The organism is Sporosarcina soli, from assembly GCF_042655805.1.
GTDB classification, from domain to species: Bacteria; Bacillota; Bacilli; order Bacillales_A; family Planococcaceae; genus Sporosarcina; species Sporosarcina soli.
Genome location: NZ_JBHSNO010000005.1, coordinates 694,593 through 712,754 on the forward strand (window position 1 = coordinate 694,593; position 18,162 = coordinate 712,754).

General features: G+C 40.6%; 19 protein-coding genes. All 19 read right to left on the reverse strand.

Going from position 1 to position 18,162, the window contains the following annotated elements; translation table 11 throughout:
- Entirely contained in the window at positions 1 to 1,326 is a 1,326-nt protein-coding gene (locus ACFPRA_RS07595; protein ID WP_381432299.1) for an FAD-binding oxidoreductase, read from the reverse strand.
- Between the two features lie 43 nt (positions 1,327 to 1,369).
- Positions 1,370 to 2,068, reverse strand: coding sequence for a FadR/GntR family transcriptional regulator (locus ACFPRA_RS07600; RefSeq protein WP_381432301.1), 699 nt, complete (start codon positions 2,066 to 2,068; stop codon positions 1,370 to 1,372).
- Positions 2,069 to 2,318: 250 nt separating this feature from the next.
- The gene (locus tag ACFPRA_RS07605; RefSeq protein ID WP_381432303.1) at positions 2,319 to 3,011 is read right to left on the reverse strand and encodes a hypothetical protein; all 693 of its coding nucleotides are present in this window, start codon (positions 3,009 to 3,011) and stop codon (positions 2,319 to 2,321) included.
- 370 nt (positions 3,012 to 3,381) lie between these two features.
- Positions 3,382 to 4,068 (reverse strand): acylneuraminate cytidylyltransferase family protein, encoded by a 687-nt coding sequence (locus ACFPRA_RS07610; RefSeq protein WP_381432305.1) that lies wholly within the window; start codon positions 4,066 to 4,068, stop codon positions 3,382 to 3,384.
- The gene (locus ACFPRA_RS07615) at positions 4,061 to 5,113 is read right to left on the reverse strand and encodes a nucleotidyltransferase family protein (RefSeq protein WP_381432307.1); all 1,053 of its coding nucleotides are present in this window, start codon (positions 5,111 to 5,113) and stop codon (positions 4,061 to 4,063) included. The genes ACFPRA_RS07610 and ACFPRA_RS07615 overlap by 8 nt, the downstream gene beginning before the upstream one ends.
- Positions 5,114 to 5,116: 3 nt before the next feature.
- Complete coding sequence (locus ACFPRA_RS07620) at positions 5,117 to 5,740, reverse strand: acetyltransferase (protein WP_381432309.1); 624 nt, start codon at positions 5,738 to 5,740, stop codon at positions 5,117 to 5,119.
- A complete protein-coding gene (gene neuB / locus ACFPRA_RS07625; RefSeq protein WP_381432311.1) occupies positions 5,733 to 6,812 on the reverse strand; it encodes an N-acetylneuraminate synthase in 1,080 nt (359 codons plus the stop codon). The genes ACFPRA_RS07620 and neuB overlap by 8 nt, the downstream gene beginning before the upstream one ends.
- Positions 6,809 to 7,936 carry a UDP-N-acetylglucosamine 2-epimerase gene (neuC, locus tag ACFPRA_RS07630; protein ID WP_381432313.1) on the reverse strand — a complete coding sequence of 376 codons (1,128 nt, stop codon included), beginning with the start codon at positions 7,934 to 7,936 and terminating at the stop codon, positions 6,809 to 6,811. The genes neuB and neuC overlap by 4 nt, the downstream gene beginning before the upstream one ends.
- A 5-nt stretch (positions 7,937 to 7,941) precedes the next feature.
- Positions 7,942 to 9,096 carry a LegC family aminotransferase gene (locus ACFPRA_RS07635; RefSeq protein ID WP_381432315.1) on the reverse strand — a complete coding sequence of 385 codons (1,155 nt, stop codon included), beginning with the start codon at positions 9,094 to 9,096 and terminating at the stop codon, positions 7,942 to 7,944.
- Positions 9,093 to 10,100, reverse strand: coding sequence for an NAD-dependent 4,6-dehydratase LegB (locus ACFPRA_RS07640; protein WP_381432317.1), 1,008 nt, complete (start codon positions 10,098 to 10,100; stop codon positions 9,093 to 9,095). The genes ACFPRA_RS07635 and ACFPRA_RS07640 overlap by 4 nt, the downstream gene beginning before the upstream one ends.
- Before the next feature lie 65 nt (positions 10,101 to 10,165).
- The gene (locus ACFPRA_RS07645; RefSeq protein WP_381432319.1) at positions 10,166 to 11,989 is read right to left on the reverse strand and encodes a motility associated factor glycosyltransferase family protein; all 1,824 of its coding nucleotides are present in this window, start codon (positions 11,987 to 11,989) and stop codon (positions 10,166 to 10,168) included.
- Between the two features lie 72 nt (positions 11,990 to 12,061).
- On the reverse strand, positions 12,062 to 13,225 hold the full coding sequence (locus ACFPRA_RS07650; protein ID WP_381432321.1) for a flagellin N-terminal helical domain-containing protein: 1,164 nt from the start codon (positions 13,223 to 13,225) through the stop codon (positions 12,062 to 12,064).
- 250 nt (positions 13,226 to 13,475) lie between these two features.
- On the reverse strand, positions 13,476 to 13,703 hold the full coding sequence (gene csrA / locus ACFPRA_RS07655; RefSeq protein WP_381432323.1) for a carbon storage regulator CsrA: 228 nt from the start codon (positions 13,701 to 13,703) through the stop codon (positions 13,476 to 13,478).
- Between the two features lie 3 nt (positions 13,704 to 13,706).
- A complete protein-coding gene (gene fliW / locus ACFPRA_RS07660) occupies positions 13,707 to 14,156 on the reverse strand; it encodes a flagellar assembly protein FliW (protein WP_381432325.1) in 450 nt (149 codons plus the stop codon).
- Between the two features lie 114 nt (positions 14,157 to 14,270).
- Positions 14,271 to 14,825, reverse strand: coding sequence for a DUF6470 family protein (locus ACFPRA_RS07665; protein ID WP_381432327.1), 555 nt, complete (start codon positions 14,823 to 14,825; stop codon positions 14,271 to 14,273).
- Positions 14,826 to 14,880: 55 nt separating this feature from the next.
- Positions 14,881 to 15,762 carry a flagellar hook-associated protein FlgL gene (gene flgL / locus ACFPRA_RS07670; RefSeq protein WP_381432329.1) on the reverse strand — a complete coding sequence of 294 codons (882 nt, stop codon included), beginning with the start codon at positions 15,760 to 15,762 and terminating at the stop codon, positions 14,881 to 14,883.
- 18 nt (positions 15,763 to 15,780) lie between these two features.
- Positions 15,781 to 17,310 carry a flagellar hook-associated protein FlgK gene (flgK, locus tag ACFPRA_RS07675; RefSeq protein ID WP_381432330.1) on the reverse strand — a complete coding sequence of 510 codons (1,530 nt, stop codon included), beginning with the start codon at positions 17,308 to 17,310 and terminating at the stop codon, positions 15,781 to 15,783.
- Between the two features lie 11 nt (positions 17,311 to 17,321).
- Positions 17,322 to 17,819, reverse strand: a complete 498-nt coding sequence (locus ACFPRA_RS07680) for a flagellar protein FlgN (protein ID WP_381432332.1) — start codon at positions 17,817 to 17,819, stop codon at positions 17,322 to 17,324.
- A gap of 15 nt (positions 17,820 to 17,834) precedes the next feature.
- Positions 17,835 to 18,098 (reverse strand): flagellar biosynthesis anti-sigma factor FlgM, encoded by a 264-nt coding sequence (gene flgM / locus ACFPRA_RS07685; protein WP_381432334.1) that lies wholly within the window; start codon positions 18,096 to 18,098, stop codon positions 17,835 to 17,837.
- Positions 18,099 to 18,162: the final 64 nt, after the last annotated feature.

An 18,162-nucleotide genomic window follows, 5' to 3' on the forward strand; every position in this document is an offset into this window, starting at 1 on the left:
TTAAATCCCTCCCACAAATCGATTAGGATTCAGAATTCTGTTCGGATCCACCTTGGATTTGATCCCTTCCAACAGGAAGAAATACGACGGCTTCTCTCCCCAGACATCCACTTGCTGACGGAGAGCTAATGGCAAATGCTTCACAACTACATAACCGCCGAGCCTCGTAATGCTATTCCGCAAATGTTGAATAGCTGCGACAATATCCTCACTTTTACCTTTCAGATTGACTTGGCATAATCCATGCCCTAATCCCCCATGCGCCTCAACCTGTAAATGAAAAGAGTCCTTTAAGGCTTCACTTTCTCGTATGACAGTCAGCACATCGAGATTCACGACCCCAATTTTCAGAGAGGCCTCTATTTCCTTCCCTGTATAGACCTCTGCACCATGCGGACAAATCGTGTAAAACTGATGCCAAAATTTTCGAGCTTCCTCTTGGGACAGAATGTCCATGCTTGTACCCGAAGGCTGAATGCTTTGGACATATTTCTCTTGATAACGGACAGAGCTTTCCACATCCTCAAATGAAATGGCTAACGTATATGTCAACTGACCACTCAACTTTTGGGATAAGAAAGGATTCAATAATTCAAGCGTGACGGGCTCCAGCATTGAATCCAGCAGCGTTTTGGAAAACGTTCGAATGTTATCCAAATTGCCCTCCGGGAAACATACAAGAATCAGACTTTCACATTTTGCGAGTGGACGAAGCTTCACCGTCACTTCTGAAACCACTCCGAGTGTTCCCACCGCACCGATAAACAGCTTGTTCATATCGTACCCAGCCACATTCTTCACCACTTTCCCGCCGGAACGAATGACGGTTCCATCAGGATAAACATTACGTAGTCCGATCACCACATCACGTGAAGAGCCATACCCGAGACGCTTGGGACCACTTTCATTTGCGACAACAATCCCCCCGATTGTTGCCAATTCAGGCCATGCAGGATCCAATGAAACACGCTGCTTGTATTTTGCCAAGTAGTCTTGCAACTCCTGAAAGGTTGTGCCAGCCTTAACCGTCAGCGTCATATCCCCCACGGTATGCTCGACAATTCCTTTATAATTTGCCAATGACAGCAGGATATCCGCGGATTCCGTCAATCCGCCAAATCCCCTTTTCGTTCCTCCCCCCATCACCGTTATTGTTTTCCCATGATCATTGGCATACTTTAAGACAGCCGCGATTTCCTCTTCCGAAGTCGGGAAAACACTCACCTGTCCGCCATTCCCAAGCGGATGGTGTGAATTCTCTCCTTCTAGGATGCGTTCCTTTGGAATCAATAATTGTAAGTCCCCTACAAGCTTTGTCGCGATCAAATGCATACACCCCCATTATTTAGTCAAAAGAAATACGGTTATTTTACAATGACTGCTGTAAAATACGGCTTTGCAACAATTCCTCTTCAACAAAATTCAAATGGTCGCGCATCATGCTGTGTGCTTTCGTTGAGTCCCTTTTTTTAATAGCCTCGTAGATTTCAAGATGCTGTTTTTCAATTTTTTTAACCGTGTCCGGATATTTCTTGATGTACTGATGAAAATCAATCATCGACTTCTTCGTCGTCTCCGAAATAAACTGCATAAACTGGATCAACATTTCATTGCCCGTCGACTCCGCCATTGCCAGATGAAAATGGTAATCAGACTCCCATTCGATGACAGATGGATTGAAAATGCACTCCCCCATCTTCCGTAAATCTTGTTCCGATCGGTGAATAGCAGAAGATTCAGCAATGCCAGTCTCTAAAATTTTCCTTACTTGAAACAGCTCGATAATATCTTTCGAACTCGGCAACAACAAATGTTGGTTAAACAACTTAGACGAATCAAACTCACAAATATAAGTCCCTTCCCCTTGCTTCACATAAACGATCCCTTTGCCACTCAACGTCGTAAGAGCATCCCGAACCGCAGACCGTCCAACCCCAAACAACTCACACAACTCACGGACAGACGGCAACTTCTCCCCCGCCTGAAACGTGCCCCTTTCAATCAGCTTTTCAATTTCCTCCGCAACCGTTTCCGACACTTTCTTTGTAGAAATCTTTTCAACAAGCACGCCTCCCCCACCTTTCCTATCAGACATCACATATCCGACAAGTCATTTCGTAGTTTCAATTAAAACATCAGAATTCAGAATATTCAATAGTCTTTTAGAATCAAATGAATATTCGGATTATTATATGGGCTATTTTCCTTTTTATGAACATGCCTCTTAATGGTGATTGAGTTTATAAAAAAACGCGACCTACAATTTTCTGGTCGCGTTTTGTTAAATATATGAATGTATTAATTAGAGGCCTTGTTATTTAGCCTTTCACTCTATAATCCGGGTTAGATTGTGTCCATCCCTCGTATGTATTCACCGACGAATCACCGTCGCCATCAACCCAAATTTCTGTTCCATCCGATAATGTACGCCAGTGCGGTTCTACATGGTGACTATTCGGATTTTCCACTAATGATATATTTTCGGCAGGCAGAGCTGGTTCTGCGTTCGGCGTTGTGTCTAGCCCGGGTACGGATGGAGATGCTGTCATCGTCGGATCAGCATGCGTCACGTCTCCGCCGTCAATTAAATCAATAACTCCAAAGGAAAGTGCACCGACGACTCCCACTTTAACTATCCCTTTTGCACCATCTTTGAGCCGTTCATTATCCCCATCCAATAGACCGCCCACAACATCCGTTCCGTTTTCAACTACATTGCAAATCGTATGGCCAGCTGCTCTAGCAGTATCTCCGATTGCCTTTCCCATATCACTAAGTCCATCATCTAACTTATCTTGATCTTGCGTAATAATGCCAGAAGCGATATCCCACGTACCACTAGCTGCTTCACCAAGCTTTTCTCCGGCAAAATAAGAAGCATGCTTCACCCCATCGCCTATTTCACGAACAAAATCACTGTTCGTCACTTCACCTACCACTTTGACCGTCCCGCCTACTACCTCACCTACCACTCCACCTACCAATGAACCCAATCCTTTAAGAAAACTCATCTTTTCACCTCATCAGATATATGCGTAATAAGACCTATTACTTATATCGGTGAAAAAGGGTAGTTCTTAAGATATATAAAGGCTTAGCTACAAATATTTTTATTCGAAGCTGTAAGATTAATTAACTCAATTGAATAAATATTTTTACCGCATATAGAAGAAATTCTATCCTCAAATGGATTCATTAAAATCCCTCAACAAAATAAAATAACCCAGTCCTCGTAAGAAACTTGGGTCTGAACACTTAAAATAACTGTAATATATTTACTACTGGTTATCGAATATACTTACTGATAGCCTATGTCAAGTTAATCCCAGCATCTTAATTGAAATACGTTTAACCATTTTGTACAAATACCCTATCACATTTCTAATATCTCTTCACTAACCACTCACACCATAAAAAATCATCCACCGAATCAATATCATACGATCGATTTTTAGGCATTAAAAAAGCTACGGTTTTATCTGTTAAAAATGATCGACTTATCTTTAGCCAGTCTATTTCTGCAACGTATACAGCCCCATTTAGCGCATAAATCGTAGGCAAGTCCTGCCGTCGTGTCGTAAGTCCATCTTGCATAATTAGTGGTTGCATAATCCCTTTTTCGTTTACTCTATACATCCAGAAGGGTGATGTCTCCGATTCTGTAACACTGACGCAAGCTGGCGAATTTGTTTTAATAAGTTTTTCTATGCAACCATCAATATCTTCCACTAAACGTAGTGGGGATGTTGGTTGAAGGAGAACCACATAATCGTATCCCTCAATTTCATCAACTACATGTAAGACAGGATCTATTCCCGGAGTAGTATCCTGCGCTAAGTGAACTGGTCTAGTAAATGGAACTTCACAATCGTATGTTTTGGCAGTTTCAATAATTTCAGCGTCTTCAGAAGATAATATTAGTCTATCAATATACTTTGATTTCTTCGCTTCATCGATTGTCCAAGCTATCAACGGTTTGCCTGCAAGACTTCTGATATTTTTCCTAGGAACTCCTTTTGAACCGCCTCGGGCCGGAATGATTGCAAGAACTTTTTTATCGTTAATCATAGAAAGTCTCCTTATAATCTCCATTCGCCTTCTCATAGTCATCTAACCGACCTATATCTAACCAATATTCTCTCAATGGAAATGCTGAAACGTTTTCTTTTTCATTCATCAACTTTTTGTACAGCTCAGGCATATCATGAAACTCGTTGTTTGGAACATGATCTAAAGCAGCTGGGTTCAGCACATAAATTCCTGCATTCACAAAACTTTTATGTACAGGCTTTTCCACAATCGATAGCAATTGATCATTATCCGTTTCAATAACACCATATGGAATCTGATATTTATACTCACGAACACACATTGTTGCCACTGAATTTGTTTCATTATGAAAATCAAGTAACTGTTCAAAATTAATTTTTGTTAATAAATCGCCATTCATTACAAAAAAAGGTTCGGTCGGTTTTTCTGATAACAATGATAATGCACCTGCTGTGCCAAGTCTTTTGGTTTCTTCGATGTACTCAATTTTCACGCCCAAATGAGTACCATCTTGAAAATAATCCATAATCATTTCTTTTTTATAGTTAACCGACAAAACAAAATTCATAAACCCATAGTTCTTAAAACTTTCAATAATTGTTTCTAATATCGGCTTATTTCCAACGTTTAACATCGGTTTAGGTATTGTGTCTGTCAACGGACGAAGTCTAGTGCCAAGTCCTCCAACCATTAAGATTACTTTATTATTCTTTTTTATTGCTAACTCCAGCTCATCCGAAAACAATATCCCGCGTAATATACTATCACTTGAAAGTATCGGCAGTTGCTTTAATTTTCTCTCTCGCATTTTTTTTTTATAGTAAACAATTTTCTTTCCCTCTCGTTCACAGAATGGTGATCTGTTCATCACTTTACTGATTGCACTTTCAAGTGGAAGTCCTTTTAAGATTCCACGCCGAATATCACCGTCCGTTACGGTGCCTAGTAAGAACATATTATCATCTACAACAGCTGCAAATTGCATCGTTGTGGCATCAATTATTTTCATCGCTTCCAATATCGTTGTTTGAGGTTGAATAAGAACATCCTTCCAACTTTTCATCTGTTACACTTCCTTTGCCGGAACTCCATAGACAGTTTTTTTATCTTCAATATTTTTCACAACGACCGATCCGGCACCAACCATCGTTTCTGCACCAATTGCAATCCCTTGAATAATAGAAGCCCCTGCTCCAATATGGCAACTTTCACCTATTCTAACTCCACCTGACAGGGTTGAACCCGGCGCTAGATGAACGTGGCTCCCAATGATACAATCATGATCGACAATGGAACCCGTGTTAATAATCGTATTATCTGCAATTGATGCATTAGCCTGAAGAATGGCCCCTGCCATAATTTGAATACCATTTCCAATTTGCACTGAAGGTGACACAATTGCTGTAGCATGAATAACATTGGTAAACAAATATCCCTTTGATTTTAATTGTTCAAAAATCGATTTTCTTATTGATGAAATAGTAATTGTTCCTAGTCCTAAAACAAGTTCTACTTCATCCGGATTATATGTAGCAATTACATTGTCTGTACCCAAATACGGCAAATTTAAAAATTCTTTTTCTTCTCGGGGGGCAGTATACCCCATTATTACTCTTCGTTGAGCAATCAACGTTTCCGCTAAGACAGCAGCATGTCCACCGGCCCCAATCATGATAATTGGCTTATTCATCAATTAACGCATCCATTTCATATGATTTCTTGGTCCTTTTTCCAATTAATGACCAATAGGCAGTTGGTGGCATCCCGTTGCCCGGACGTTTGATAGTCAAATGATTTTCTGTAAGTATTTCACCTGCTGCAATTTCTATATTCGCTACAATACTCTTTCTGGCTGCTTTTCGGTTCTCAAGTTCGATTTGAGTGGGAGTTTTATTCCCTGTACCAAGTGATTGTTCAACTATTCTTATTCCGATGACCATTTCTTCTAACTCCTTCGGTTCCAGTGAAGCTCGATGATCCGGTCCGGGCAAATTGCGATTTAAAGTAAAATGTTTCTCAATGATTGTTGCTCCAAGTGCCGCTGCTGCAATCGGGACGGCGATTCCTTCCGAATGGTCTGAAAAGCCAGTTGATAATTGCAGCTCTTTTTTCATCGTATTCATTGCGTTCAAGTTGATAGTTTCAAACGGCGCAGGATATTCTGTTGTACAATGTAGAACGGTTACATACTCGTTCAAAAGTAACTTAGCTTCTTCCGTATGATAGAATGCTTGTACATTATCAAGTTCAACAGAATGCTCTGGAAATGCCAATCCAAAAGCGATGAATGCTAATGCATCATGAATGTCCTCCATTGTCGCCATCCCAGTCGATATAATCATCGGCTTTCTCTTTGTAGCAATGTAGTGAATAAAAGGACTATTTGTAAGTTCTCCGGAAGGGATTTTGAACTTGTTCATTCCAATATCATTTAATAAAAAATCGACACTTTCAAAATCAAAAGGCGTCGATAAAAATTCAATCCGAAGAGAATCGCAGTATTTTTTTACATTAACAAATTCTTCATAGGATAACTCCAGTTTTTTCAACATCCCGAATTGCGTAGTTTCCTCGCCTAGATTATTCACTTGATACTCGGCTTGTGATGCCGCCTGTGTTACTAAATTCTCTGTTTTAAATGTCTGAAACTTCACAGCATCTGCTCCAGCTTGTTTTGCGATATCTACTAACTGTTTCGCCATTTCAAGAGAGCCGTTATGGTTTACACCTGCTTCAGCAATAATATAAGTTGGATTGTTCATAGATCATAAAACTCCTTTTGAATCGAATAGGACGGCAAGCTTTTTATTTTCCTTACAATTGTCGTAGAAGCTTTCCCATTCCCAAAGATTTGTTCATAGGTTCCCCGAAAATGCAATGCAGTTTCGATTGCATTACAAATAGAATTTTCGTCCAGAGCAGCATTTATTACTGACAAAGGACACTCCCTCCCCATTTGCCGGTTACCGCAATTAACTGTTGGCGTTTGTAAATACGGAACTTCAATAAGTCCACTAGATGAATTGCCAATAACAGCTTTTGCGTGCTTCACTGCACTTAAATAGCGTAACTGTCCTAATGATTCAAATAGAAATGCATTGTCATTCCTTAAAGTAAATTGTTCAATCGCCTCATTGATAGCCCTCCCACCATTATCTGCATTCGCTTTTGTAAAAGCGAGATTGATATTCGGATACCGACCCAAGGCAGACAGAAGTGATGTTATCCCATTTGTAACTCCATTTGTTTCGGGGTGATAGGTAATTAAAAACAGCGGCTTACTTTCATCAAGTTTTAGTTCTTTATATAGTTCTGCTTTCGATAGCAAAGGGATTTTCAAAATATTTTCAATACCAAGTGCACCGACATTCCATACACGTTCCGGATGTTCTCCAAGTTGGATAACTCGCTTACGATGTGATTCCGTACTGACAAAATGCCAAGTCGCCATTTTTGTAATTGAGTGACGTATTGAATCGTCATACGCACCAAAAGTCAATTCCCCGCCATGTAAGTGAGCAATCGGCAGTTGCATAATCAGAGCCGATTGAGCCGCTGCCATCATTTCAAAACGATCACCAAGAATAATGAGTAAATCCGGCTTTAGTCGATCAAACGCACCTGTAAAACCTATTGTTGCAATCCCCATAGATTTCGCAACACCAACTGCAATATCTGAAGACAACAGCATTTCCACTTTTTCATCAATCACAAATCCATCTTGTTCAATTTGCTTATATGTTAAGCCAAATTCTGGCGACAGATGCATACCTGTGACGACCAATTGTAATTCAAGTTCTTCATCTTGCTGGATTTCCTTCATAAGCCAGTAAAGTAACCCATATTCAGCCCTTGTCCCTGTGACAACACATATTTTTCGAAGCAATGATTTCACTTCACTTTCAATGGTGTACTTGGAATGTTAATCAACGAAGTTTTCAACTGCTTTGTAACCGTTAAATCGGCTTTCGGCATTTTTTTGTATAACTCTAATTCATCCATTGGCGTCCAAATTGGCCGGGACATAACACCATTTTCATTTAAACAGTCTAAGATTGCATCACGATCATGTTGTTCTTCGAGCATCAACGTTTGCAACCAGTAGTTTCCTTTTGTATAAGCGGGCTCTTTAAATAATGATACGCTATCTAAACTATTGACCATGTTCTGGTATATCTCTGTAAGCTGTCTTTTTTGTTCAGTAAACATCGGTACCTTTTGCAACTGTGCACATCCAAGTGCCGCATTAATGTTTGGCATTCTATAATTATACCCAATTTCGTCATGTTCGTATGCCCAACGATGTGGAACTTTCGCTGTTGTTGTAATATGTTTGGCGTAATTAGCAAGTTTATCATCATTCGTTAAGATGGCACCACCACCACCAGTTGTCATGATTTTATTGCCATTGAAACTTAACGCTCCAACAAGACCGAATCCACCAGTATGTTTTTCTTTATAATAGGAACCAAGTGATTCAGCAGCATCTTCTATAAGTACAAGATTATAGCGTTCACATACTGCGATTAAAGGATCAAGATCAACTGGATGACCAAACGTGTGCATTGGAACCACTGCGCGTATTACTCTGCCTGTCTGCTTGTTCATAAGCTTTCCGTTCTTCATTTCACCGATGCCTTTAATATGTTCTTCGAGCTTTACTGGGTCAAGCCCAAGTGTTTTTTCACTTACATCGACGAAATGAGGAACTGCTTGTAAATATGTAGCCGCGTTTGCTGTTGCCACAAACGTCAGAGAAGGCATAAATACTTCATCATCTGGTTGTACTCCCGCAATTTTCAAAGCAATTTGAAGTGCAGCTGTCCCATTCACAACAGCAACTGCACGTTTCACGCCTGTAAACTCAGCCAACTCCCGCTCGAATCGATCTACATATTTTCCAACCGAAGAAACCCAACCAGACTTGACACAATCCGTTACATATTCGATTTCAGTTTCATCAAAAGTAGGTTCATGTAACGGAACAAAATCTTTTTGGTATAAATCCTTTATAGCGTTTGCAAAGGTAAGCCATTGCTCATTCATATGTTATACACATCCGTTTTGTAGGATGCTAAGTTTTGCGGATTTGTAAACCATTCAATCGTTTCTTCAAGACCTCGTCTAAAGCCGTCTTTGCCACCATAACTCGGTACCCATCCAAGCAAGTCTTTCGCTTTTTGATTGGCAGCCCAAAGCCGTTCTACCTCACTTTTATCCGGGCGTAGGCGTTGTTCATCGGTTTCAATGGTTAAATCCACGTTCATAATATCCGCAATCATTTCCGCCGTTTCACCAATTGAAACTTCATAGTTCGAACCGATATTAATCACTTCTCCAATTGACTTTTCACTATTCATGACAGAAATGAATCCATTGACTGTATCCTTAACATAGTTAAAGTCACGCGTCGGGCTAATTGCTCCTAATTTAATTGTCGTGTTTCCTACTGCAAGTTGTCCAATAATCGTTGGAATCACCGCACGGGCAGATTGTCTTGGACCATACGTATTAAATGGACGAATGATGGACAGAGGTGTATCAAAAGAACGGTAAAATGAAAGAGCCATCTGATCAGCCGCTATTTTGGTTGCAGAATAAGGTGATTGTCCTTGAAGTGGATGATTTTCATCGATTGGGACAAATTGTGCCGTGCCGTACACTTCACTTGTTGACGTATGAACTACTTTTTCAATGCCCAACTCACGAGCTGCTTGAACGACATTCAGCGTACCCTTAATATTTGTATCCACATAAGTATCTGGAGAATGATAAGAGTACGGTATGGCAATGAGTGCAGCCAAATTCAAGACATGCGTGCAGCCTTTCATCGCTTCCTTTACACCATGCGGATCGCGAATATCTCCTGCGAAAACGTCTAGGCTTTGTTTGATTTCTGAAGTGGATTGATCCAACCATCCCCATGAATTAAATGAATTATAATAAATAAATGCTCGGACATCGTAGCCTTGCCGGATTAACTCTTCTGTTAAATGGGAGCCTATGAAGCCATCCGCACCTGTAATAAGGATTTTTTTATTGGTTGACATCTTTTCACCTATTTTCGATTTATACTTTTAGATTTTAATAGTGTTTTTGATAATACGAGCAAAAATTATTTATCTTCCAATTCCTCATACAAGTCGTCCCTTGTCAATTGCTGATTCAATTCAATCGTTTTTATAATCAGATCACCGACCGATGAAATTGTTTCAGCCAATTCCAATTGGATATCTAAATTTTTCCGAACGTTTTCAAATGTGAATTCATTAGTAATCGAATTAAACTTTTTGAAAGCCTGAATGAAATATGATTGCAAATTATGCATATAGAGTGGATGTTTCATTGCAGTTTGTAAAAGACTATCCGTTTTCTTCATTTTATCAAGTGCTTGTTTCAAATGCTTCGAAGAAGTATATTTGTTAACATTAATTAATTTTAACATACTTAATAAGCTTCTCGCATGATCACTAATCTCTTTTAATACAGTTAATTCTTCTTTATATCGATTATCTACTAGTTGCTGATTAACTTCATAGCGTTTAATAGTTGCAATTTTATTATTTACAGCTAGAGTTTCATTGCAGTATTTTTCAGCCGCTTCTTTCAATGTCATCTGTGTTGTATGAAGAATTCTTGCTCCGCCTTCGGTAGCGTCAATTACATTTAATTTATGTTTGTTTATTTCTAACTCAAATAATTGTTTAAAATCGAGCCAAATTTGAGTTGTTTTCACTTTTTCACCGTTATAGCCTTCTGTTTCAAAATAATCGCTAAAAGAATCTTCAACAGATTTTTCATCATAGACTGTGCCCGATACATGTGTACTTTTTTCACCATGGGCCAAATCTTGGCCAGTCAAAATAATAGGAGAGCACCCTAAGTGAACAGCAAAACCAAAAGCTAGATGTGCTACTGAAAGCCCCATCGGCATATAGACTTCTTCTGGAAAATTGTACATGCGATTAAACCAATGATATTCATGAATATTCTCCCTAAATGGAAGAACAATATTCCCCTCGAATTCTTCAAGTATTTCGGGTCTTACGACAGGTGGTACTACTAAAGTTATTTCTTCGGGATAATGTTTTCCTTTAAAGAAATAATCATACACTTCATGTACACGTTCAATTGCGAATATGAAATGTGGGACAATCCCTTCCCTAATCAATCGTTCAGCTATTGTATCAACGGCACAAATAACAGATGTATGCTGCGCTGCTTTGATTTGGTGGATATTTTTTTCTAGCGATGGTCCTGCTGCTACAATTATAGCGGGTTTTCCTGCAAAAAGATCTTTCATTTTCACAAAGTCTAATGAACGACTCAAAAATCGCATATTATACGTGTTATTTGCTAAACCAATCAATGAATCTTCGATTGAATTTCCGAATTTAAATAGATTATGTTTTACACTTGTCGTAACCATGTTTACAAAAGAGCCATAGCGTTCGACTTCAAAGTTCCTATAATAAAAATCTCCGTATATTTTAATATTCCTTATAAGAAGAACATCCTCAGTCCTAAAGACCTCTTCGAGGAAGTTTGGAAGTTCAATGAGTTCATCACAAAAAATTCGAATATCATATTGTTCGAATAAAGTAAAATCAAATTGGCTGCAGATATATTTCAAAAAACCCGGTTGCGGTTCGATTATATAGAAGATTGTTTTGGGGTGTGCGGACTGAAAAAGCTGATAAAGCTCATTAATATTTGTTATTCCCAGAATAAAATAAAGTTGTCTAATTTTATGATTAGGTAAGTTATTAACATCTACCTCATACTTTACTTCATACACTTGATCTTCTTTTTGTATAAACTCTGATTGCCCTTCATTGATATGCAATAACTCATATTCTGGTGCTTCACTAATAAATTGAAGATTTAATCTTGATTTCTTATATGTAAAATAGTGCATGTTCTTTTCAAAAATGTTCATGACAAATCCTCATTTCATTGATTATGTAGAAGAAAAACCTCCTCAACATTGAGGAGGTTTTTAATTTAAAAATTAACGAAGTAATTGTAGAACTCCTTGAGGCTGTTGGTTAGCCTGTGCAAGCATTGCTTGAGCAGCTTGAGTAAGGATATTGTTCTTAGTGAACTCCATCATCTCAGCAGCCATATCAACGTCTCTAATACGAGATTCAGCGGCTGTTAAGTTTTCAGAAGCTGCGCCTAAGTTGTTGATTGTGTGCTCTAAACGGTTTTGGGTTGCCCCTAATTTAGAACGTTCTGCAGATACTTTTTCGATTGCGTTATTAATGACAGTAACTGCTGTAGAAGCTTTTCCAGAATCAGATACATCTAATGATTCACCACTTGTTGCACGGACTCCAAGAGCAGTTGCACGCATATCATTAATACCTACAAGAATGTTTTGACCCGTGTTTGCCCCAATTTGTAGTGAAACTGATTTAGAGGCATCTGTCTGTGCATCTTCTTTTGCATTGATCGTAATTGTAACACTTTCGCCAACGCCAATGTCAAGTAAATTAGCAATAGATAAATCTACGCCTCCAACAGTTATTCCTGTAGCTGCAGTCCCTAAATCATCAAGGTTAATACCGCTATTTGCAGCATCTGAAACGATAAATTGATCTACACCAGTTGCATCATTAATACGAGTAATTGTAATTGTCCCGCCAGCAGTTAGTGCTTCAACTAATGACATAGTTGCAGCTTTAAAATCTACATCCCCACGACTGTTGTTTTGGATGCTTGCAGTTCCTTTTTTCGCTGCTGAAAGACCTACACGATCTCCATTTAGCAATTTTTGAGTATTGAACTCAGTAGTATTCCCGATACGATCGATTTCAGCAGTCAATTGATCGATTTCTTTTTGAATCTCGCCGCGGTCTACACCTGTGTTTGTATCGTTTGAAGATTGAACTGCAAGTTCGCGCATACGTTGAAGGATTGAGTGTGTTTCGTTAAGAGCACCTTCAGCAGTTTGGATTAAAGAAATACCATCTTGAGAGTTCTTTTGGGCCATATCCAAACCACGAATTTGTCCACGCATTTTTTCGGAGATTGCTAGACCAGCTGCATCGTCGCCAGCACGGTTGATTTTAAGACCTGAAGAAAGTTTTTCAAGGTTTTTTGAAGCACCTGTGTTGTTAATTCCTAGTTGGCGGTGTGTGTTAAGAGCCGCAATGTTGTGGTTAATTCTCATTGTTTGTTTCCTCCTTGAGTGTGTGTTCGGTTCACGTCCTTGTGAGCCGAGTAAGTAGTATTGTTTGCGGAGTCAAGAGCCGGCCGAACTCTTTACTGCCGCTTACAATAATAATATCGGAATGGTTGAGGGGATGTTTAGTAGTTAGAAGAAAGTTTTTGGAGAAATTTGTACAAAGTGTGCCAGGCGTTTCCGCAATTCGCCGTAGGACACGACTGAAAGTCAGAGACCTGGCACCATACAGGGGCTATCAATCTGTCGTTTTATTTGTCAGCTGTGAAAAGAGGGAAGCGTCTAATACAATCGCTTCATTATTTGTTTCGGAAATGGATTGGACGAGTTCCCCTCGGAGAATATCAACTGATTTAGGAGCTTCGATGCCGATACGGATGGTATCACCTTTTACTTCTAGGATGCGAATTTCGATATCGTCACCGATTTTGATCATTTCGTTTGTTTTTCGGGAGAGTACGAGCATCTATTACGCCTCCCCTTCTGTTGCTGTGACTTGATTACCAATTGGGTGGCGCAAAGAGAATTTGTTGTCGTTTAGGATCATTTGTTTTGCTTTTTTTGTGTTAGTTTGGAAAATAAGTGGAGCCTGTAAATTAATGGTTGATGTTTCGAATGGGTCTTTTATTGAAATGACACCAAGAACGAAAACATCTTCTTCTTTTTTGATGCTTAGCAATTCAATTGTTGGTTCGTCGATATTAAATGAGTAGCTTTCAACAAGTGTGTATGGATTGGCAACGATGAAGGCAACTTCGGATGTTGTCGTAGATTGGAGCACTTGAAATGCGCTGTTACCTTCTATTGAAAGAAGAGCGAATTGGTTTTCATCTTCGAAGCCAGGAATACCTTTTGGAAAGTTCCATAATTGGTCGGGTTGGATTTCAAGTTCGCCGTGGAATTTCGTTTGAATGTTCATGTTTGTCGCTCCTTTGATGGGATTTCTCGTAATGGTTTTAACTATTTTCCTATGAAATAGCATAGCATGTTGCTGTTTTCCTGCATAAAAAAAGAACGTATTGGATGACGTTCTTCATAACTTCCAATCAATTTGTATGGAAGGGTATTGTTCCATTACACCGGTTACTTTGCCTTGCGTATAGTTGTGAATCGGTTTATTGATTTGGACATTGTTGATGGCCTTCTGGGGTGTTGCATTAATAGTAAGTGAACCCGGCTGGAAAGCCATTTGAATTTTCGTTCGGTCGCCGACAAAACGGATGTCCATTTGTTTTGGTGGTGGTGTGCCGTTCTGTTTGGCAATGTCAGCGATTGGGTTTCCACCGTTTTCGATACGGACAAGTTGTTGACCTTCTTGCGCCCGACGTGCGATGCCTTCCAGGACACTTTGGTGTCCGTATTGGGCATTTTCAGCAGAACGTCTTAACGGACTTTTCAAATCAACATCCGCACGAACTTCTGTTGTATCTAAAGAGAGTTGAGGTCTCACCGTGGACATTTCCAAGATGGCGGCGGGTTGTTCCTGAGTGAGTGTTGCTATTGGCTGCTCAATTTCTTGGATTGGTTTGTCGATTTGAAGTCCTAAAATGCCATGTGTTGTTTGAATTTGTAATTGTGGGATGTTCATTGGCTTCACCTTTTAGCAAGGCGTTGGAAAAATATCCAAACGCCTTGAATATTGATCATCGTAAAAAGTCTACAAGTGATGGCTGGATGATTCGTGCGCCTACTGAAAGGGCAGCACGATGTAACGATTCTTGAGTGATCATTTCAGTGATCACTTTTTCATAATCGATATCCTCATTTTCGGATTGCTGTTTTTTCGCAGCGCCTTCTTGCATTTCAAGACGGTTATGCATTAGTTCAGCACGATTGGAGCGAGCTCCGATATCTGCACGAGCTGTTAAGACCGCATCCATTTGCTCGTCAATTTTAGATAACGCATCGCTGAATCCAGCCCCGTCGTCACCAATATTTTCGAGTTCTTCAAATAAATCGTCGATATCTTTGAACATTGCCGCAGCATTTGAGTTTACATTCAAACTTACGCCATCAAATACTTCTATCTCAATAGTTTTGTCAAATGCATCTAAAGTTGCTTGATCAGTCGGAAAACCATTTTCTCCATAGACTGGCGTATCTGTTTTCGTTCCACTAAAGATATATTTATCCCCGACTTTCGTATTAGCCAAATTTTTTATTTGCTCACGAAGCTGATCCAATTCGATCTTAATCTTTTCACGATCCTCGGGTGTCATAGCTCCAGTATTCGCCGCATTCGTTACAAGTTCTTTCGCACGGTGCAAAACTTGCCCAACGCCGTCAAGCGCGTCATCTGAGCTATCGAGCCAGTTGTTCACTTCACCAAGATTTTTCTGGAATGTGGCGACTTTGTCGACTTGCATCCGGTAGCCCATGCCTTTCATGACGACGACGGGATCGTCGGATGGACGGTTTACCTTTTTACCGGTGTTCAATTGATCTTGCAGCTTGCCCATTTTATTGTAGCTCGTCGATAAGTTACGGAGCATGTTGTTGGAAAGCATTGATTGTGTTACACGCATTTAATTGGTTCCTCCTTCTTATCTACCTACGGTGCCCATTCCGTTAATGATTTTGTCGAGTGTTTCATCTACCACAGTGATCATTCTAGCAGAAGCATTGTATGCTTGTTGGAATCTAATCATATCCGTCATTTCCTCGTCGAGTGAAACGGAACTGATGGAGTCTCGGCGATTGGAGACTGCCCCTAATAATGTTACTGTGTTAAATACAAGTTTTTCGGCTTGTTGACCTTCGACACCAAGCTTGCCGATAACACCGGAGTAATAGGTTTGGATGGTGGAGCCGCCCAAACCAGATAAAGATTTGAATTGAGCTTCAGATAAAGCCTGTGCATTTTTACCGTTTCCAGCTTCATTTTCTGCATTTGAAGCATTTATTTTTCCTGGGTCATCGATTATATTGGCATTGACTTTAATCGTTGCTGCATCTGTTCCTTCAAAGAAATCGTCTTCTTTGACTCTAGGTGTCTCTCCTTCAGGCACTGGAAGCGGCTCACCAGCTGCATGTATTTGATTGAACTCATCGATAAAGACAGCAGCCATTTTATTCAATTCAGCGATCATATCTGGATAAAGACCTTTCCCGTTTACACTTCCATCATCGTAGCCATACGAATCAATAAGGGATCTAAGTTTTCCTGCAACCTGCATGTTATCCACTGTCAAACTATCACCATCTGCTGGACCGCCTGTAAAAGTGAAGCCTGTCATTGGGCCAGTTGGGTTGCCATCCGCATCAGCACCGTTTACCGATATCTCCGAATAGGATTTCCCGGATACTACTGTGATAGGGTCACCATTCGTTTTAATTTTCACAGTTACCGTACCTTCTGCAATCGCCAAGGCACGGCCACCTGATTTTTCATAAGACGTTTCAATCGGTACATAAGTCGAGAGTTCATCCAATAGCATATCCCGTGCATCATACAAATCATTCGGCATATAACCATTAGGCTCCACTTCTGAAATTTGCCGATTCAGGTCCCCGATTTGTTGTAGGATGGAGTTTATCGCTGTTGCAGAAACACCGATTTCCTTGCCTAGATTTGTTTGGATTTCTGTTAAAGACTTATGCATATAGTTGAATGAATCGGCTACCGCTTCCCCTCGTTGGACAACAACTGCACGCGCGCCTCCATTTTCAGGATTTGTCGCAAGGGTTTGTAAAGATGACCAGAATTCGCTCAGTGATTTTTGCAAGCCATAGGTGGAAGGTTCTGCAAGGACATCTTCCATTTGCGAAATAGCTTGTGATCTAGACTCCCAATAGCCAAGCTTATTCGATTCCTGTCTGAACTGCTGGTCGACGAAGGAGTCGCGGATCCGTTGGATGGAGCCGGCTTCGACACCGGTTCCAAGGAAACCAGGCATGGTGCCGGCGTTGAGGCCGACGCCTGGGTATCCGGCTGTGGCTTGCATGTTGACGCGTTGGCGTGAGTAGCCGAGTGTGTTGGCGTTAGAGATGTTATGTCCGGTTGTATAGAGCGCGGATTGTTGTGTGAACAGGCCGCGTTTGTTTGTTTCGAGTCCCATAAATGTGGAGCGCATGTTGTTCCTCCTCAGGCGTTTGTGTCGAAAGTCGTTTGGGCTTTCGATGCTTTGTTTCCGCTAATTTCTGTTTTTGAGTAGTTGACCGATTCCGGGCGTGGCCGGACCATGTCCAGCGAAAGATTCACGAACTGAAGGGATTGGTAGGTCAGTTTCTGGTTCAGGTCGTTTTGCCATTTCAATTCATGAATCGCATGCAGGAGACGGTCCCTCGCCTCCTCTAGGCGTTGTTTGTCTGCATCGGAGGCAGCTTCGAGCAGGTCGGATACAGTTGGTTCCGCAAGCACAGATCTTCCTTGATCGACCAGGTATAGTGCGACGGCACGCTGTCTTGCGTTGTCCATCTGGACGATGGCGGCCAAATGGGCTTGCTCGTCTTTCAGCATTTGGTCGAGCCCTGCCATGTCCCCGCTTTTAATAAGGGCTGTCTTGTCAATAGCAAGACGCAACAAGCTCTTATGCAGTTTTTCGAGGTTGTCGATGGTCGACAAGATCGTTGTGATGGACATGTTCATACACCGCCTTTACTTTTTGAAGTGCCTTACAAGATTGGAAGCGAGTTGATCGGCATCCACTTTGTACGTGCCCGATTCGACTTGCTTTTTTAGCTGTTGGACGCGTTCATTGCGCTCGGCAGTGAAGGTAGACATTTCGGACAGTTGCTTCGCTTTGGATGAAATTTCGAGTTTGTCGGTTTTCATCTTGTTTTGCTGCTCAGCTTGTTCAGCTTTCAACTGATTAGCTTTGTAAGGGTTTACGGCTGGCAGATTGAATCGATTGATTTTCATTCATCTCGCTCCTTTCGATTGTCATCTAGTATACGCTTTCGATAAGTGTCTACTCTTTATGTCG

Excerpts from the sequence above, each read along its gene's own strand:
- neuB (WP_381432311.1), bottom strand. The coding sequence starts at position 6,812 with ATGAACAATCCAACTTATATTATTGCTGAAGCAGGTGTAAACCATAAC.
- csrA (WP_381432323.1), bottom strand. The coding sequence starts at position 13,703 with ATGCTCGTACTCTCCCGAAAAACAAACGAAATGATCAAAATCGGTGAC.
- ACFPRA_RS07635 (WP_381432315.1), bottom strand. The coding sequence starts at position 9,096 with ATGAATGAGCAATGGCTTACCTTTGCAAACGCTATAAAGGATTTATAC.
- ACFPRA_RS07605 (WP_381432303.1), bottom strand. The coding sequence starts at position 3,011 with ATGAGTTTTCTTAAAGGATTGGGTTCATTGGTAGGTGGAGTGGTAGGT.
- ACFPRA_RS07665 (WP_381432327.1), bottom strand. The coding sequence starts at position 14,825 with ATGAACATCCCACAATTACAAATTCAAACAACACATGGCATTTTAGGA.
- flgM (WP_381432334.1), bottom strand. The coding sequence starts at position 18,098 with ATGAAAATCAATCGATTCAATCTGCCAGCCGTAAACCCTTACAAAGCT.
- ACFPRA_RS07640 (WP_381432317.1), bottom strand. The coding sequence starts at position 10,100 with ATGTCAACCAATAAAAAAATCCTTATTACAGGTGCGGATGGCTTCATA.
- ACFPRA_RS07650 (WP_381432321.1), bottom strand. The coding sequence starts at position 13,225 with ATGAGAATTAACCACAACATTGCGGCTCTTAACACACACCGCCAACTA.
- flgL (WP_381432329.1), bottom strand. The coding sequence starts at position 15,762 with ATGCGTGTAACACAATCAATGCTTTCCAACAACATGCTCCGTAACTTA.
- ACFPRA_RS07620 (WP_381432309.1), bottom strand. The coding sequence starts at position 5,740 with ATGAATAAGCCAATTATCATGATTGGGGCCGGTGGACATGCTGCTGTC.
- ACFPRA_RS07610 (WP_381432305.1), bottom strand. The coding sequence starts at position 4,068 with ATGATTAACGATAAAAAAGTTCTTGCAATCATTCCGGCCCGAGGCGGT.
- ACFPRA_RS07645 (WP_381432319.1), bottom strand. The coding sequence starts at position 11,989 with ATGAACATTTTTGAAAAGAACATGCACTATTTTACATATAAGAAATCA.
- ACFPRA_RS07615 (WP_381432307.1), bottom strand. The coding sequence starts at position 5,113 with ATGAAAAGTTGGAAGGATGTTCTTATTCAACCTCAAACAACGATATTG.
- fliW (WP_381432325.1), bottom strand. The coding sequence starts at position 14,156 with ATGAACATTCAAACGAAATTCCACGGCGAACTTGAAATCCAACCCGAC.
- flgK (WP_381432330.1), bottom strand. The coding sequence starts at position 17,310 with ATGCGCTCCACATTTATGGGACTCGAAACAAACAAACGCGGCCTGTTC.
- ACFPRA_RS07680 (WP_381432332.1), bottom strand. The coding sequence starts at position 17,819 with ATGTCCATCACAACGATCTTGTCGACCATCGACAACCTCGAAAAACTG.